Source organism: Streptomyces sp. BBFR25, from assembly GCF_044590125.1.
GTDB lineage: Bacteria > Actinomycetota > Actinomycetes > Streptomycetales > Streptomycetaceae > Streptomyces > Streptomyces canus_D.
In genome coordinates this window covers 860,096-875,343 of sequence record NZ_CP172447.1, presented here as the reverse complement: position 1 = coordinate 875,343, position 15,248 = coordinate 860,096, and the positions used below count along the sequence as shown (strand labels likewise).

Sequence of the window (15,248 nt, the reverse complement as noted above, 5' to 3'; positions counted from 1 at the left end):
GCGGGGGCCCACCGCACCGTGTGCGATGGACCCCCGTCGGTTCAGGTCCTGGTAGGGCCGATCGGCCCTACAGCTTGCCGGACGCGCGCACCGTGATCTTCTTGGAGGTCTTGCCCGACGGCGAGGAGCCGTAGCCCTCGATCTTGTCGACCACGTCCGTGCCCTCGACGACCTTGCCGAAGACGACGTGCTTGCCGTCCAGCCACGGCGTGGGCACGGTGGTGACGAAGAACTGCGAGCCGTTGGTGTTCGGGCCCGCGTTCGCCATCGAGAGGAGGTACGGCTCGGTGTGCTTGAGCTGGAAGTTCTCGTCCGCGAACTTCTCGCCGTAGATGCTCTTGCCCCCGGTGCCGTTGCCCGCGGTGAAGTCACCGCCCTGGAGCATGAACTGCGGGATCACACGGTGGAACGGGGACCCCGCGTAACCGAAGCCGTGCTCGCCGGTGGCCAGCTCCAGGAAGTTCTTGGCCGTCTTGGGGGTGACGTCCTCGAAGAGCTCGAAGACGATGCGGCCCGCATCCTGGCCGTCGATGTCGATGTCGAAGTAAACCTTGGAATTGCTCATCGCACCATTGTGACGTGTGACCCCCGGTGATGCCGAACCGGCTGCCCGTTCAGCGTGTGGCGAGCAGTCCGAGGGTGTCGATCACGCGGTTGGAGAAGCCCCACTCGTTGTCGTACCAGGCGACCACCTTGACGTGGCGGCCGTCCACACGGGTCAGCGCCGAGTCGAAGATCGAGGAGGCCGGGTTCCCCGTGATGTCGGAGGAGACCAGCGGGTCCTCCGAGTACTCCAGCACACCGGCGAGCGGCCCGTCGGCGGCGGCGCGGTAGGCCGCCAGGACGTCCTCGCGCGTCACGTCGCGGGCGACGACCGTGTTCAGCTCGACGATCGAGCCCACCGGGACCGGCACACGGATCGAGTCGCCCGACAGCTTGCCGTCGAGGCCCGGCAGCACCAGGCCGATCGCCTTGGCGGCGCCCGTGGTGGTCGGCACGATGTTCACCCCGGCGGCGCGGGCGCGGCGGGCGTCCCGGTGCGGACCGTCCTGGAGGTTCTGCTCCTGGGTGTAGGCGTGCACCGTCGTCATGAAGCCGTGCTCGATACCGGCCAGCTCGTCGAGGACCGCCGCGAGCGGCGCCAGGGCGTTGGTGGTGCAGGACGCGTTGGAGACGATCGTGTGCGCGGCCGGGTCGTAGGCGTCGGTGTTCACGCCGTACGCGAGCGTCACGTCGGCGCCGCTCGACGGGGCGCTGACCAGGACCTTCCGCGCGCCCGCGGTCAGGTGGGCGCGGGCGGCGTCGGCGGAGGTGAAGCGGCCGGTCGACTCCAGCACGATGTCGACGCCCAGCTCCGCCCAGGGCAGCCGGGCGGGCTCGCGCTCGGCGAGGACCTTGATGCGGTGTCCGTCGACGACCAGGGTGTCCCCGTCGACGGTCACCGGGCGGCCGAGCCGGCCGGCCGTCGAGTCGAAGGCGAGCAGGCGGGCCAGGGTGGCGGGCTCCGTGAGGTCGTTGACGGCGACGACCTCGAGCTTCGTGTCGCGTTCGAGCAGTGCGCGCAGCACATTGCGCCCGATGCGGCCGAATCCGTTGATGCCGATGCGAGTCATGAGTGGTGTGTCCCTTTCGTTTCGCCACCGTGTCCTTCGCCCCCAGGCTCGCGCACGCCCGGTGCGCGTGGCAGCGGCGTGAGTGCCACGGTTCGAAAGGATCACGCCACAGGAGGGCCGTGGCGCGCGGTTCGGCTATTCGCCCCGGGCGAAGGTGCGCCGGTACTCGCTGGGGGTGGTGCCGAGGATGCGCTGGAAGTGCAGCCGCAGGTTCGCGCCGGTGCCCAGCCCCACGTCGGCGGCGATCTGCTCGACGCCGCGCTCGGAGCGTTCGAGCAGCTCACGGGCCAGGTCGATGCGCGCCCGCATGATCCACTGCATCGGCGTGTACCCGGTGTCCTCGACGAAGCGCCGGGAGAGGGTGCGCGCCGACACCGCCGCGTGCCGGGCCAGCGTCTCCAGGGTGAGCGGCTCGGCGAGCCGGCGCAGCGCCCACTCACGGGTGGCGGCGAACCGCTCGCCGAGCGGCTCGGGCACGCTGCGGGGGACGTACTGGGCCTGACCGCCGCTGCGGTAGGGGGCCGCGACGAGGCGACGGGCCGCGTGGTTCGACGCGGCCACCCCGAGGTCGCCGCGCAGGATGTGCAGGCACAGGTCGATGCCGGAGGCGGCGCCCGCCGACGTCAGGACGCTGCCCTCGTCCACGAACAGCACGTTCTCGTCGACCCGCACGCGCGGGTGCTTCGCCGCCAGGGCCCGCGTGTAGTGCCAGTGGGTGGTGGCCCGTCTGCCGTCGAGCAGGCCCGTGGCGGCGAGCGCGAAGGCGCCGGTGGAGATGGCGGCGAGCCGCGCCCCCCGGTCGTGGGCCGCCGTCAGCGCGTCGATCACGGACCGCGGCGGGTCCTCGACGTCGGGGGACCGGTACCCGGGGAGGAAGACCACGTCGGCCCAGGCCAGGGTCTCGAGACCGTGGGCGACGTGGTACGACAGGCCGTCCCCGCCGGTGACCAGGCCGGGCGCCGCCCCGCACACCCGCACCTCGTACGGCATGCTCGCGCGGGTCGTGAAGACCTGCGCCGGGATGCCGACGTCGAGCGGTTTCGCGCCTTCGAGCACGAGGACGGCGACGCGGCGCAGGCGGGGGGACGGCACGGGAAAAGCGTACGCGGGGGGTTGCCGGAGGTCAGTCCAGGCCGAGGACGTTCATCGTGTGCTCGGCCATGCGCCGCTCGCCGAGGGCGTTGGGGTGCACCGGAACGAGGCTGTGCCCGAACAGCAGCGGTTCGATCCAGCGGGTACCGGGTGCCTCGCAGGCGTCGTGGCCCTCGGAGACCTCGGAGAAGTCCACGTAGGTGGCGCCGGTCTCCTCGGCGGCACGCCGGACCGCGTCGTTGAGGTGTGCCTGGATGGCGCGGAGGTAGGGCACGTCACCGGCGGCGAGGGGGAGCTTCAGGAAGCAGGACGGGTCGGCGGCGGCCGGTGTGATCCACGGGTAGCCGAGGGCCGCCACCCGGGCGTGCGGAGCCCTGGCGCGGACGTCGCGGAGCGCGGCCTTGAGGGCGGGGTAGGTGTTGGCCTCGATCGCGTCGTCGAAGGAGCTGCCGTGCTTGTCCTTGCAGGGGCTGCCCTTGCCGCCGCTGAGGACACCCGCCGTGCCGCAGGCCGTGATGGCGTTGATGAAGGTGCTGTTGTCGTTGCCGCCGATGGTGAGCGTGACCAGGTCGGTGCCGGTGCCCAGCGCGTCCAACTGGGGCGCGACGCCCGGGTACTGGGCCTGCCTGAAGTCGGCGGTCCGGGCGGCGCCGCAGGTGACGTCCTTGAGCCGGGCGCCCGTCGCGTCCGCGATGACATGGGGGTAGTTGGCCGTCGAGCGCAGACAGAGCAGGTTGGTGGGGTCGACGGGCAGGACGCCCGATCCGGCGCTGTAACTGTCGCCGAGAGCCACGTAGTCGAGGGTGGCGGGCGCGGCGTGCGCGGTGGCGTCGGTGACGCCGAGGGCGAGCGCGCCGACGGCGGCGGCTGTCGCGGTCATGACACGGCGAAGGGCATGCTTCGGCATGTGCTCTCTCTTCTTCGGGAGGCGGCAGCGGAGTTACCGAGCGGTTCTACTTTTAAGTAATGTGCAGGGCTGTTGACTCCAAGTCAACGCTGTTGACGGAACTTCTCGCAGACTTCGTGGCCCCGCCGTCGGGCCGAGCTGCCGGGTCGAGTTGTCGGGCTGAGTCGATTGATTTTCGATCGATTCCCATTGAAGATCGATGCATGCACCGTCTGATCATCGCCGCGCTCCGGGCCGGCATCGCCGCTGCGATCCTGCTCGGCCTCTTCGGGCAGGTCGTCGTCATCCCCACGACGGCGTCCGACGAGGTCGAACGCTTCCCGCCCTACGAACCCTTCGCCGTGCCCTACGCGACGGTGGCGATCCTCGGCGTCGTCTGCGTCCAGGTCGTCCTGGGCGCGGTGTGGATGCTGCTCGACATGGTCGAGCGCGACGCCGTCTTCACCCGGCGGGCGTTCCGCTGGGTCGACACCGTCATCGGGGCCACGGCCGTGGCCACGCTCCTGGCGCTCGGAGTCGCCTGCCACCTGGCCGTCGCCGAGATCCCCGCTCCCGACGACGGCATGCAGATGCTCGGCGCGCTGGGCGCCGCGGTCGCCTGCACCGGTGTCGGCGCCGCCTTCGCCCTGCTCGTCGTCGTCATGCGCGGCCTCCTGAGCAAGGCGACCGCGCTGCGCAGCGAGCTGGCCGAGGTGGTCTGACGCCGTATCAGCCCGCCACGGGGTCCTGCTCCCTGCGGGGCACGGCGGCCGTCCGCGCCGCCCGGGTGCGCGGTCCGAAGACGCTCAGCGCGATCGCACCGAGCAGCCAGGTGCCGGCGATGAAGTAGAAGACGCTCCGGTAGCCGTGCGCGTTGTAGAGGGCCGCCACGATCAGCGGCCCCGCGGCGTTCGACAGGCGGCCAAGACCGTACGACACGCTGGTGCCCAGGGACCGTCCGCGCGTGTCGAACAGCTCGGGCGAGTAGGCGTAGCCGAGTGCCGTGTAACCGCGCTCGAAGAGGTTGACCAGGAAGCCGAACACGATGATGAGCACCGGGTTGAACGTGAGGCCGTACAGGAGCCCGCACACGGCGATCAGCGTGCCGAACGCGGCCAGGCACCACTTGCGTTCGAACCGGTCGGTCACCAGGGCGGCCAGATACGAGCCCAGCGGCGCGCCGACCGTGGTCAGCGCCACGTAGAAGACCGACTTCTCGACGCTGAAGCCCTCCTTGGCCAGCAGGGTCGGAGCCCAGCTCGAGTAGCCGAAGAACCCGATGGTCTGGGTGACCCACAACACGGTGAGCAGCAACGTCGGCATCAGGTACTTGCGCTGGAGCAGCAGCCGCAGCGGAGCCTTGGTCACCGGCTCCTCCTCGACCGGGGGCGCGGGCGCGGACAGCGGGCCGTGCTCGGCGGCCACCGACGCCTCGATGTCGCGCAGTACGGCGTCCGCGCTCGCGTGGTCCCCCCGGCTCTCGTGCCACCGGGGCGACTCCTTGAGGTGCCGGGTGAACAGGACCAGCAGGATGCCGAGCGAGCCCCACAGGTAGACCAGGCGCCAGGTCCAGTCCGCGAGCGGTACGACCCCGCTCGCGACGAGGTTGGTGACCGGGGTGCCGCAGATGCCGATGACGATGGCGTACGCCTGGTACTTGCCGCGCACGGCCGACGGGTACATCTCGTTGACGTAGATGACCGCGACCACGGTCATCGCCGCGAGCCCCGCCGAGGTCAGCACCCGGAAGACGGTCAGCGACACCAGGTCCCAGGAGAACGCCGACGCGAACGAGAAGACGCCGAAGAACAGCGTCGTCAGCAGCAGCGTCCGCTTGCGGCCCAGGCGGTCGGCGACGGTGCCCGCGACGACCGAGCCGAGGAACATGCCGACGAACGACAGCGAGGTGACGTAGGCGACCTGGTCGACCGAGATGCCCCACAGGTCGACGAGCTTGGGGGCGGTGGTCGCGAAGGTGTTGATGTCCGCGAACTCGAAGAAGTAGGCGAACGAGACGGCGAGCAGGGTGACTTTGTGGAACCGGGATACCGGCAGCCGGTCCAGCCGGTTCAGCGCGTTGGCGTGCTGCATGAGGGTGTCCTTGTCGCGGGGGTCGGGGACGGCGACGGCCGGGCGGGGGAGCGGCTCACCGGTCGCCGGGCCAGTACAGGCGGGCCGGGTTGTCCACCAGCAGCAGACGCCGCTGCTCCTCGGTCACGGCGATCCGCCGCACCTGGTCGACGAGGAGGCCGTCGTCGGGCATGTGGCCGGTGAGGTTGGGGTGCGGCCAGTCGGTGCCCCACAGCACCCGGTCGCCGAACTCCTCGACGACGCGGCGGGAGAAGGGCACGACGTCGGCGTACGGCTCGCGCTCCCCGCCCAGCGCGGCGGGACCGGTCACGCTCAGCCGCTCGGGGCAGGACACCTTGACCCACACGTCGCCGCGGTCGGTGAAGCGCAGGAAGCGTGCGAACTCGGGGCCGTCCACCGGCTTCGTCACGTCCGGGCGCCCCATGTGGTCCACGACCAGCGGGGTGGGCAACGAGGTGAAGAAGTCCTCCAGGTCGGGCAGGTCGGCGCTCTCGAAGTAGAGGACGACGTGCCAGCCGAGCGGGGCGATCCGCCGGGCGATCGTGCGCAGGACGTCCTTGGGCGACGCGTCGACCAGCCGGCGCACGAAGTTGAACCGCACCCCGCGCACCCCCGCCGCGTCCAGCGCCCGCAGCTCGGCGTCGGTGACGTCCTGCCGGACGGTCGCGACACCGCGCGCCCGGCCGCCGCTCGCCCGCACCGCGTCGAGCATGGCGCTGTTGTCGGCGCCGTGGCAGGTGGCCTGCACGATCACCGTGCGGTCGATGCCCAGGTGGTCGCGGAGGGCGAAGAGCCGCTCCTTGCCCGCGTCGCAGGGCGTGTACTTGCGCTCCGGCGCGAAGGGGAACTCCGCCTGGGGGCCGAAGACATGGCAGTGGGCGTCGACGGTACCGGGCGGCAGCCGGAAGGAGGGCCTGGACGGGTCCGGGTGCCAGTCGAGCCAGCCGGGGGTCTTGGGAGCGAGGATGGTCATGTCAGCGCCCCTGCCGCTTCAGCAGCGCGTCGAGGCGCGGGTACACGGAACGCGCGTTGTGCTCCCGCACGGCGTCGAGCCGCTCCGCGGACAGGCCGGACGCCTCGACGTAGCGCCGGGTGTCGTCGAAGTGGTGGCCCGTGCACGGGTCCACGTCCCGCACCGCGCCGATCATCTCGGAGGCGAACAGCACGTTGCGGGCCGGGACCACGTCGAGCAGCAGGTCGATGCCGGGCTGGTGGTAGACGCAGGTGTCGAAGAAGACGTTGCCGAGGACGTGCTCCTCCAGCGGCGGTTTGCCCAGCGCCATGGCCAGACCGCGGAAGCGGCCCCAGTGGTACGGCACCGCCCCGCCGCCATGCGGGAGCACCAGCCGCAGGGTGGGAAAGTCCGCGAACAGGTCCCCCTGCACCAGCTGCATGAAGGCCGTGGTGTCGGCGTTGAGGTAGTGGGCGCCGGTGGTGTGGAAGGCCGGGTTCACGCTCGTGCTGACATGGACCATTGCCGGGACGTCGTACTCGACCAGCTTCTCGTACAGCGGGTACCAGGAGCGGTCGGTGAGCGGGGGAGCGGTCCAGTGACCGCCCGAGGGATCGGGGTTGAGGTTCACCGCGACCGCGCCGTACTCCTCGACGCAGCGCGTCAGCTCCGGGACGCAGGTGGCCGGGTCGACGCCCGGCGACTGGGGCAGCATCGCGGCGGGGGCGAAGCGCTCGGGGTAGAGCCCGGCGACGCGATGGCACAGCTCGTTGCAGAGCGCCGCCCACGCGGCCGAGGTGCGGAAGTCACCCACGTGGTGCGCCATGAACGACGCCCTGGGCGAGAAGACGGTCACGTCGACGCCGCGCTCGTCCATCATCCGCAACTGGTGCGGCTCGACGCTCTCGCGCAGTGCGTCGTCGCCGATCCTCAGGTCGGCGGGCGAGGGCGCCGCCGCGGGGTCGGCCAGGGCGGCGGTCTGCCGCTCCCGCCAGGCGGCCAGGGCCGGCGGGGCCGTGGTGTAGTGACCGTGACAGTCGATGATCATGTGCTGCGTCCTCGGGGTCGGGTCGTCGTCGACCGCGGCAGCCTCTCCCCGGCCGCGGGGTGGCCGGGAGACGGCCGGACACAGAACTAACCTCGCCTTAACAAAGCCGCCCACCGGCCCCGTCCACCACGCGGACCAGGCGAAACGCTTCGCCGGACGTGGTCTACATTCGGACGAGGACATTCCGAAACCGAACCGGTCCGGTACACGGGCGGCGTCGACGCGGACGCCGCCGAAGGGAGGCGGCAGGGTGCAGATACTGCTGGCCGAGGACGACGACGGAGTCGCCGGAGCACTGGTGGAGGTCCTGTACGACCACGGCCACGTCACCCGGCGGGTCACCCGCGGCAAGGACGTGCTGACCTATCATCGCAGCTCGGACCTGCTCCTCCTCGACCTCGGCCTGCCCGACGTCGACGGCCTGGAGGTGCTGCGCAGGCTGCGGGCGGTCAGCGACCTGTCCGTGGTGGTGCTGACCGCGCGCGGCGACGAGCGCTCGGTGGTGCGGGGGCTGCGGCTCGGCGCCGACGACTACCTCGTCAAGCCGGTGCGGCTGACCGAGCTGCTGGCCCGCATCGAGGCCGTCACCCGGCGCACCGCCGCCGCCCACGCGCCGCGCACCGCCCGGACCGTGCGCGTCGGCGACGTGGAGATCGCCCTCGACGCCCGGCAGGTCCGCGTCGACGGCACGGAGGTGGAGCTGACCACCAAGGAGTTCGACGTCCTCGCCGTGCTGGCCCGCCGGGCCGGGACGGCGGTCAGCCGCGAGCAGGTCCTCGACGAGGTGTGGGGCGACGCCTACCACGCCGTGTCCCGCTCCCTGGACGTGCACCTCACCCAGCTGCGGGCCAAGCTGGGCCGCCCGGAACTGCTCACCACGATCCGGGGCTTCGGCTTCCGCCTCGGCGACTGAGGACCGGCGCGTGCGCACCCGGGTACAGACCGTGCTGCTGCTGTTCGGCGTGCTGGCGGTGGCCGCCTTCGCCGTCCCGCTGCTGCTGTTCACCGCCTCCGACCGCACCCAGCAGCTGGTCCTCGCCCGCAGCTCCGACCTGGACCGCTTCGCGTCCCTCATGGACCGGGCGGCCGGCAACGGCGACACCTCGGCGGTCACCGCCGAGGCCCGGCGCTACACCCGGCTCTACGGCGAACCCCTCGTCGTCACCGACATCAGCGGGCACCCCGTCGTCCAGACCGGCGGCATGCGGGCCGCCGACCCCGCCGTCGCCCGGCTGATCGACGCGGCCCTGCGGAACCAGACCGCGCACCCGCGCGGCGCCCTGCGTCCCTGGTCAGGCGGGCACCGCATGTTCGCCACCCCGGCGGGCACCGGAACCCAGGTCTCCGGCGCCGTGGTGCTGCGCGCCGACGTGGACACGGCCGCCGGGGACATCGCCCGGCGCTGGGCCGCCGTCCTGGCCGGCACCGCGCTGGTCGCCCTCGCCTGCACGGTCCTGGCCCGGGCGGCGACCCGCTGGGTGGTCAGCCCGCTGCGCCGCCTCGACCGCGCGGTCGGGGAGCTGACGGCGGGGCTCCCGCCCGATCACACCCTCCCCGGCGGCCCGGGGCAGCGCGGCTCCGTCTCCGTCGGCGGACCGCCCGAGCTGCGCCAGCTGACTGCGGGCTTCAACCGCATGGCCCGCACCGTCACCGCCGCACTGGAACAGCAGCGCCGACTGGTCGCCGACACCTCGCACCAGATGCGCAACCCCATGGCCGCCCTCCGGCTGCGGGTGGACGCCCTCCAGAGCCACCTGCGGCCCACGGCCGACCGCACCTACACCGGGGTCAACACCGAACTGGACCGGCTGGAGACCCTGCTCGACGACATCCTGGCCCTCGCCGCCGCCGAGCACCGGGCCGGGGAACTCACGGTCACCGACGACCCGGGCGCCCACTGCGACGCCGCCGAGGTCACGCTGAACCAACACCGCCTGTGGGAACCGGTCGCGCGCCGCGCCGCGGTCCGCCTCACCGCGGAGGCGGCCGGGCCGGTCCCGGCGGCCTGCACCGACCGCGAACTGGCCCAGGTGACGGACATCCTGCTGGACAACGCGATCAAGTACGCGGGCGACGGTGCCCGCGTCCGGCTGCGCTGCGCCGCCGAGGGCCCGTACGCGGTCGTCACCGTCACCGACGACGGTCCCGGACTGCGGGCGGAGGAGATCGACCGGGCCACCACCCGCTTCTGGCGCTCGGCCCGCCAGAGGGGGACGTCCGGTACGGGCCTGGGCCTCGCCATCGCCGAACAGCTCCTCGCGGGCCGCGGCGGCCGCCTGGAACTGGCCCCCGCGCACCCGCACGGCCTGCGGGCCCGCGCGGTCGTACCGGGCGCGCCCGCCGAAGGAGCCCCCCGGTGAACCGGCGTACCGTCCTGCGTGCGGCGTTCGGTGCCGCCGCCGCGGGTGGCCTCGGTGGTGTGCTCGCCGGTGATCTCGCGCACGGGCGCTCCGGACCGGGCGGTCCGCTGCGGCTGGCGACCGGCGAGCCGACCGCGTTCTACGCCGCCTTCGGCCGCCTCCTCGCCGAACAGGTGGAAGCGGCACACCCCGGGCTGCGCTGTAGCGTCCGCACCACCGCGGGCAGCATCACCAACATCGAACTGCTCCGCGACGGCAGGGCCGACCTCGGCCTGGTCCTCACCGACACGGCCCGCGCCGCCCAGGGCACCGGGCTCTTCCCGCGGCCGGTGCCCCTGCGGGCGATCGGCCGGGTCTACGAGACGTACCTCCAGTTCGCCGTGCGTGCCGACGCCCCCGTGCGCGGCGTGGCCGACCTGGCCGGGCACCCCGTCTCGCTCGGCGCCGTCGGCTCCGGCGCGGCCCACCTCGGCGCCCGGCTGCTGAGCGCCGCCGGTCTCTCGCCCGGCACCGACGTCCCGGTACGGCACCTGCGCCTGGCCGACGCGGCGGCGGCCCTGCGGGCCGGTTCCGTGGTCGGACTGCTGGTCGCGGGCGGCGTGCCGCTGCCCACCCTCTCCGAACTGGACCGCGACCCCGGCCTGCGCTTCCTCCCGCTCGCCGGCCTGCTGCCCGGTCTCGCCGGCGGCCGGGACGGCCGGGCCGCATCGGGGCTGGAGGAGGTGTCCCTGCCGCAGAGCGCCTACCGCTCGTCGGCCGGTGTCGCGACCGTCGGCGTCTCCAACCTCCTGGTGTGCCGCCCCGACCTGGACCCCGCCGTCGCCGGTGCCCTCACCCGCCTCCTGGTCCGGCGCGCCCCCGCGTTCGTGCCCGACCACGCCGTCGGCGCCCAGTTCCTCGACGTCCGCAGCCTCATCGGCACGGGCGGCGTGCCGCTGCACCCGGGTGCGGTGGCGGCGTACCGGTCGCTGCACGGCTAGCGGGGAGGGAGGCGGGCAGGCACCTGCGCGGGGCCGGACGCCGGGCCCGCCTGTCGGTGCCCGCCGTTACGCTTCCCGCGACCCAGACGTCCTGTCCGCCCGCCCCGGAGGCCCGCCGTGCACCCCACCGAGTCCGAACTGGCCGACGCCGTCCACCGCGCGGCCCGCGCGGCCCTGCTCGACCTGTTCCGCGAACACCCCGGCCACCGGTTCTACTACTGCACGTTGGTGACCTCCGGCGAGGCCTACGGACCAGCCCTGTCCGCCTGGTCCCACGAGGCCCTGGCCCAGGAGTCGGCGCGCCAGGGGTGCGCGCCCGGCGACCTCAAGTGGTCGTACGCCGACTCGCCGTTCTGCTGCTACGGCGAGCAGCACCTGGAACCGGTCCGGCCCCTCTTCGAGGCCCGGGGCGAGCTCTTCGACCTGCCGGACGACGAGGCGGACGCGGAGTTCGAGTTGCGCCTGCGGGCGATGGAGACGGCCATGGCCCGGCTGGACGTCGAGGGGCTCTTCGGCACGGGCGCCGACCGGCACTGCGTCGTCGTCACCGTAGAGGTGCCGTCCGAGGAGGGAGACGAGGAGCGGACGCGGCGGCTGAATCCGCCGCAGGCACTGGCGGACTGGGCGGTGGAGACGGGCGCGGAAGTCGTCTGACCGGCGCCGAGAGCCGCCCGCGCTGTTCTAGAGTTGCCCTCACCAGTGCAGACGATTCCGTGGACCTGTGAGGTACGCACCAGCCATGACGACCGAAACGTTTGAGTTCCAGGTAGAGGCGCGTCAGCTGCTCCAGCTGATGATTCACTCCGTCTACTCGAACAAGGATGTCTTCCTGCGCGAGCTCGTCTCCAACGCCTCCGACGCGCTGGACAAGCTGCGCCTCGCCGCCCTGCGCGACGACGCCCCCGACGCCGACGTGAGCGACCTGCACATCGAGTTGGAGGTCGACAAGGACGCCCGCACCCTGACCGTGCGGGACAACGGCATCGGCATGTCGTACGACGAGGTCACCCGGCTGATCGGCACGATCGCCAACTCGGGCACCGCCAAGTTCCTCCAGGAGCTGCGCGAGGCCCAGGACGCGGCCGGGGCGGACGGGCTCATCGGCCAGTTCGGCGTCGGCTTCTACTCGGGCTTCATGGTCGCGGACGAGGTCACCCTGGTCACCCGGCACGCCGGTGAGACCGAGGGCACCCGGTGGACCTCGCGCGGCGAGGGCACGTACACCCTGGAGCGGCTCGACGAGGCCCCGCAGGGCACCGCGGTCACGCTCCACCTCAAGCCCGCCGATTCCGAGAACCAGCTCCACGACTACACCTCCACGTGGAAGATCAAGGAGATCGTCAAGCGGTACTCGGACTTCATCACCTGGCCCGTCCGGCTGCTGCCGGAGCCGGGCGCGGACGGCGACGACGGCGCCGAGGCCCGCGAGCCCGAGACGCTCAACTCGATGAAGGCCCTCTGGGCGCGCCCGCGCGACGAGGTGTCCGACGACGAGTACCACGAGCTGTACAAGCACATCGCCCACGACTGGCGCGACCCGCTGGAGACGATCCGGCTCCAGGCGGAGGGCACCTTCGAGTACCAGGCCCTGCTGTTCGTGCCCTCGCACGCCCCGCACGACCTGTTCACCCAGGGCTACCAGCGCGGCGTCCAGCTCTACGTCAAGCGCGTCTTCATCATGGACGACTGCGAGGAACTGCTGCCGCCCTACCTCCGCTTCGTCAAGGGCGTCGTCGACGCGCAGGACCTCTCGCTCAACGTCTCCCGCGAGATCCTCCAGCAGGACCGCCACATCCGCATGATCCAGCGCCGGCTGACCAAGAAGGTCCTCTCCACGGTCAAGGACCTCAGGACGTCGGCGCCGGACCGTTACGCCACCTTCTGGCGCGAGTTCGGCGCGGTCCTCAAGGAGGGCCTGGTGACGGACTCCGAGAACCGGGACGCGATCCTCGCCGCCTGTTCGTTCGCCTCCACCCACGACGCCGACGAGCCCACCGCGCTCAAGGACTACGTGGAGCGGATGAAGGACGGACAGGACGACATCTACTACATGACGGGCGAGTCCCGGCAGGCCATCGAGAACTCCCCGCACATGGAGGCGTTCCGGGCCAAGGGCGTCGAGGTGCTCCTGCTCACCGACGCCGTCGACGAGGTCTGGGTCGACGCGGTCGGGGAGTTCGACGGCAAGACGCTGCGCTCGGTGGCCAAGGGCGAGATCGACCTGTCCGGCACCGACGAGGACAAGAGCGACGCCGAGAAGGAGAAGCAGGGCGAGGAGTACGCCGGGCTGCTCGGCTGGATGACGGAGCACCTGGGCGAGGAGGTCAAGGAGGTCCGCCTCTCCCACCGCCTGACCGTCTCCCCGGCCTGCGTCGTCTCCGACGCGGGCGAGCTGACGCCGGCCCTGGAGAACATGTACCGGGCGATGGGCCAGGAGGTGCCCAACGCCAAGCGGATCCTCGAACTCAACCCCGAGCACCAGCTGGTGAAGTCCCTGAACCGGGCCTGGACCGACCGGCGGGACCGCGCGGAACTCACCGAGACCGCCGAGCTGCTGCACGCGCTCGCGGTGCTCGCCGAGGGCGGTCGGCCCAAGGAGCCCGCCCGGTTCGTCCAGCTGATGGCCGACCGCCTGGAGCGCACCCTGTAACCGGCGGGACCGGCGTCGTCCGGAAAGACACGGAGGCCACGCCGTCCGCCATCCGCATGGCGAGACGGCGTGGCATACGGAGCACACTCCTCCGTATCTTCGTACGCATGTATGCATCGGCTCCGCTGCTGTGCCTCGCGCTCTTCGCGTGCTCGGCGTGGTGCGTCGACGACGGCCTCTGTCGCCGCTGAGACCCCCGGACCGGCCGCGCTCCCCGCGCCACCGGTCCACCAGCGTCCGCCGTCCCCGTGCACACCACCCCGGAGAACTTCCGTGACCACCGCACCTCCGGCCGGGTCGACCCCGGCCGCGCCGCCGCGCGCGTCCACCCCGCTGTTCGCTCCCTCGCCCACCTCCTCGGCACGTCCCGCGGCACCGCCCCTGCCCCCGGTGCGGCGGACACCGCTCGTGGTGTCCGGGCTGCTCGCCGCCGCCCTGACCGCCTACGTGTGGTCCGCGCACGGCGCCAAGCCCGGCGTGCTGCTCCTGCTCGGCCTCGGTCTGGGCGTCGCCCTCTTCCACTCCCGGTTCGGCTTCACCTCCGCCTGGCGGCAGCTGGTCGCCGTCGGCAACGGCTCCGGGCTGCGGGCGCACGCCCTGCTCCTGGGCACCACGGCCACCCTGTTCGCGCTGGTCATCGGCACGGAGACCGGGCTGTTCGGCTCCCAGCCCGCGCCGTCCGCCGGACCGATCGGCGTCGGCCTGTTCGCCGGTTCGGCGCTCTTCGCGATCGGTATGCAGCTCGGCGGCGCCTGCGCCTCGGGCACCCTGTTCGCGGTCGGCTCGGGACAGACGTCGATCGTGCTGACCCTGGGCGGCTTCGTCGCCGGTGCCACGCTGGCCGCCTGGCAGTTCGACCTGTGGAAGGACCTCCCCGCCTGGGAGCCCGTCGTGCTGTCCGAGCACCTCGGCTGGTTCGGCTCCTGGGCCGTGACCATCGGCGCCCTGCTCCTCGTGGTGCTGGTCAGCCGCCGGGTCCAGGCCCGGCGCAACCCGCCGCCGCTGGGCGCCGTGCCCTCGGCACGCCGGGCGGCCGTCCGTGCCGTCCGCGGTTCCTGGCCGCTGGCCGTCGGCGCCCTGGCGCTGGCCGTGCTCGGCGCGGGCGTCCTGCTGGTCTCCGGCGGCGCCTGGGGCGTCACCAGCGCCTTCAGCCTGTGGGGCTCGGAGCTGGTCGGCGCGCTCGGCGGACACCCGGAGAACTGGACCTGGTGGCAGCGGCCCGGCAACGCCGAGATGCTGGCCGGTCCGGTGCTCGCCGACAAGACCAGCCTCACCGACATCGGCATCATGATCGGCGCGGCCGTCGCCGCCTCGCTCGGCGGCACCTGGGCGCTGCACCGGGGCATCCCGTGGCGTACCGCCGTCGCGGCGGTGCTCGGCGGTGTGCTGATGGGCATCGGCGCCCGGCTGGCCGGCGGCTGCAACATCGGCGCCTACCTGGCGGGCATCGCCTCGGGCAGCCTCAGCGGCTGGCTGTGGGGCGCCTTCGCGCTGGCCGGCACCTGGGTGGGCCTCAAGCTGCGGCCCCTGTTCGGCCTGGGCAACCCCAAGCCGGGCGACGGCGTCTGCTGACGGG

At 72.5% G+C, this 15,248-nt stretch carries 14 protein-coding genes; 7 read left to right on the top strand and 7 right to left on the bottom strand.

The genetic code is table 11. From position 1 onward, the window contains the following. Window positions 1-67 precede the first annotated feature (67 nt). The 4 genes from ACGH52_RS03710 to ACGH52_RS03695 form a co-directional block, all read right to left on the bottom strand. On the bottom strand, window positions 68-565 hold the full coding sequence (locus tag ACGH52_RS03710; protein WP_059298825.1) for a peptidylprolyl isomerase: 498 nt from the start codon (window positions 563-565) through the stop codon (window positions 68-70). A 49-nt stretch (window positions 566-614) separates the two neighbouring features. Continuing rightward, a complete protein-coding gene (gap, locus tag ACGH52_RS03705; RefSeq protein ID WP_210975679.1) occupies window positions 615-1,613 on the bottom strand; it encodes a type I glyceraldehyde-3-phosphate dehydrogenase in 999 nt (332 codons plus the stop codon). A gap of 135 nt (window positions 1,614-1,748) precedes the next feature. Continuing rightward, a complete protein-coding gene (locus ACGH52_RS03700) occupies window positions 1,749-2,705 on the bottom strand; it encodes a GlxA family transcriptional regulator (protein WP_399937546.1) in 957 nt (318 codons plus the stop codon). A gap of 31 nt (window positions 2,706-2,736) precedes the next feature. Continuing rightward, the gene (locus tag ACGH52_RS03695; protein WP_399937543.1) at window positions 2,737-3,612 is read right to left on the bottom strand and encodes an SGNH/GDSL hydrolase family protein; all 876 of its coding nucleotides are present in this window, start codon (window positions 3,610-3,612) and stop codon (window positions 2,737-2,739) included. A gap of 203 nt (window positions 3,613-3,815) precedes the next feature. Here ACGH52_RS03695 and ACGH52_RS03690 point away from each other — a divergent pair, with 203 nt between their 5' ends. After that, the gene (locus ACGH52_RS03690) at window positions 3,816-4,313 is read left to right on the top strand and encodes a DUF2975 domain-containing protein (protein WP_121704437.1); all 498 of its coding nucleotides are present in this window, start codon (window positions 3,816-3,818) and stop codon (window positions 4,311-4,313) included. 7 nt (window positions 4,314-4,320) lie between these two features. Here the strand turns inward: ACGH52_RS03690 and ACGH52_RS03685 are convergent, their stop codons facing one another. Genes ACGH52_RS03685 through ACGH52_RS03675 form a run of 3 tightly spaced genes read right to left on the bottom strand, consistent with a single transcriptional unit; the run spans window position 4,321 to window position 7,682 of the window. Continuing rightward, entirely contained in the window at window positions 4,321-5,682 is a 1,362-nt protein-coding gene (locus tag ACGH52_RS03685; RefSeq protein ID WP_210975681.1) for an MFS transporter, read from the bottom strand. A 55-nt stretch (window positions 5,683-5,737) separates the two neighbouring features. After that, window positions 5,738-6,655, bottom strand: a complete 918-nt coding sequence (locus ACGH52_RS03680) for an amidohydrolase family protein (RefSeq protein ID WP_399937540.1) — start codon at window positions 6,653-6,655, stop codon at window positions 5,738-5,740. 1 nt (window position 6,656) lies between these two features. Beyond that, window positions 6,657-7,682 (bottom strand): amidohydrolase family protein, encoded by a 1,026-nt coding sequence (locus ACGH52_RS03675; RefSeq protein ID WP_399937537.1) that lies wholly within the window; start codon window positions 7,680-7,682, stop codon window positions 6,657-6,659. A gap of 250 nt (window positions 7,683-7,932) precedes the next feature. On the opposite strand from ACGH52_RS03675, the gene ACGH52_RS03670 reads away from it, so the two are divergent. From ACGH52_RS03670 to ACGH52_RS03645, 6 genes are all read left to right on the top strand, one after another. Then, window positions 7,933-8,595 carry a response regulator transcription factor gene (locus ACGH52_RS03670; protein ID WP_076977736.1) on the top strand — a complete coding sequence of 221 codons (663 nt, stop codon included), beginning with the start codon at window positions 7,933-7,935 and terminating at the stop codon, window positions 8,593-8,595. Between the two features lie 10 nt (window positions 8,596-8,605). Next, window positions 8,606-10,042, top strand: coding sequence for a HAMP domain-containing sensor histidine kinase (locus ACGH52_RS03665; protein ID WP_121704433.1), 1,437 nt, complete (start codon window positions 8,606-8,608; stop codon window positions 10,040-10,042). Next, window positions 10,039-11,022, top strand: coding sequence for a TAXI family TRAP transporter solute-binding subunit (locus ACGH52_RS03660; RefSeq protein WP_210975684.1), 984 nt, complete (start codon window positions 10,039-10,041; stop codon window positions 11,020-11,022). Before ACGH52_RS03665 ends, ACGH52_RS03660 begins: the two co-directional genes overlap by 4 nt. A 117-nt stretch (window positions 11,023-11,139) precedes the next feature. Then, window positions 11,140-11,676 carry a DUF4303 domain-containing protein gene (locus ACGH52_RS03655; protein WP_399937533.1) on the top strand — a complete coding sequence of 179 codons (537 nt, stop codon included), beginning with the start codon at window positions 11,140-11,142 and terminating at the stop codon, window positions 11,674-11,676. 85 nt (window positions 11,677-11,761) lie between these two features. Next, the gene (gene htpG, locus ACGH52_RS03650; RefSeq protein WP_121704430.1) at window positions 11,762-13,672 is read left to right on the top strand and encodes a molecular chaperone HtpG; all 1,911 of its coding nucleotides are present in this window, start codon (window positions 11,762-11,764) and stop codon (window positions 13,670-13,672) included. A gap of 273 nt (window positions 13,673-13,945) precedes the next feature. Next, window positions 13,946-15,244 carry a YeeE/YedE family protein gene (locus tag ACGH52_RS03645; protein ID WP_076977741.1) on the top strand — a complete coding sequence of 433 codons (1,299 nt, stop codon included), beginning with the start codon at window positions 13,946-13,948 and terminating at the stop codon, window positions 15,242-15,244. The last annotated feature ends 4 nt before the right edge of the window (window positions 15,245-15,248 follow it).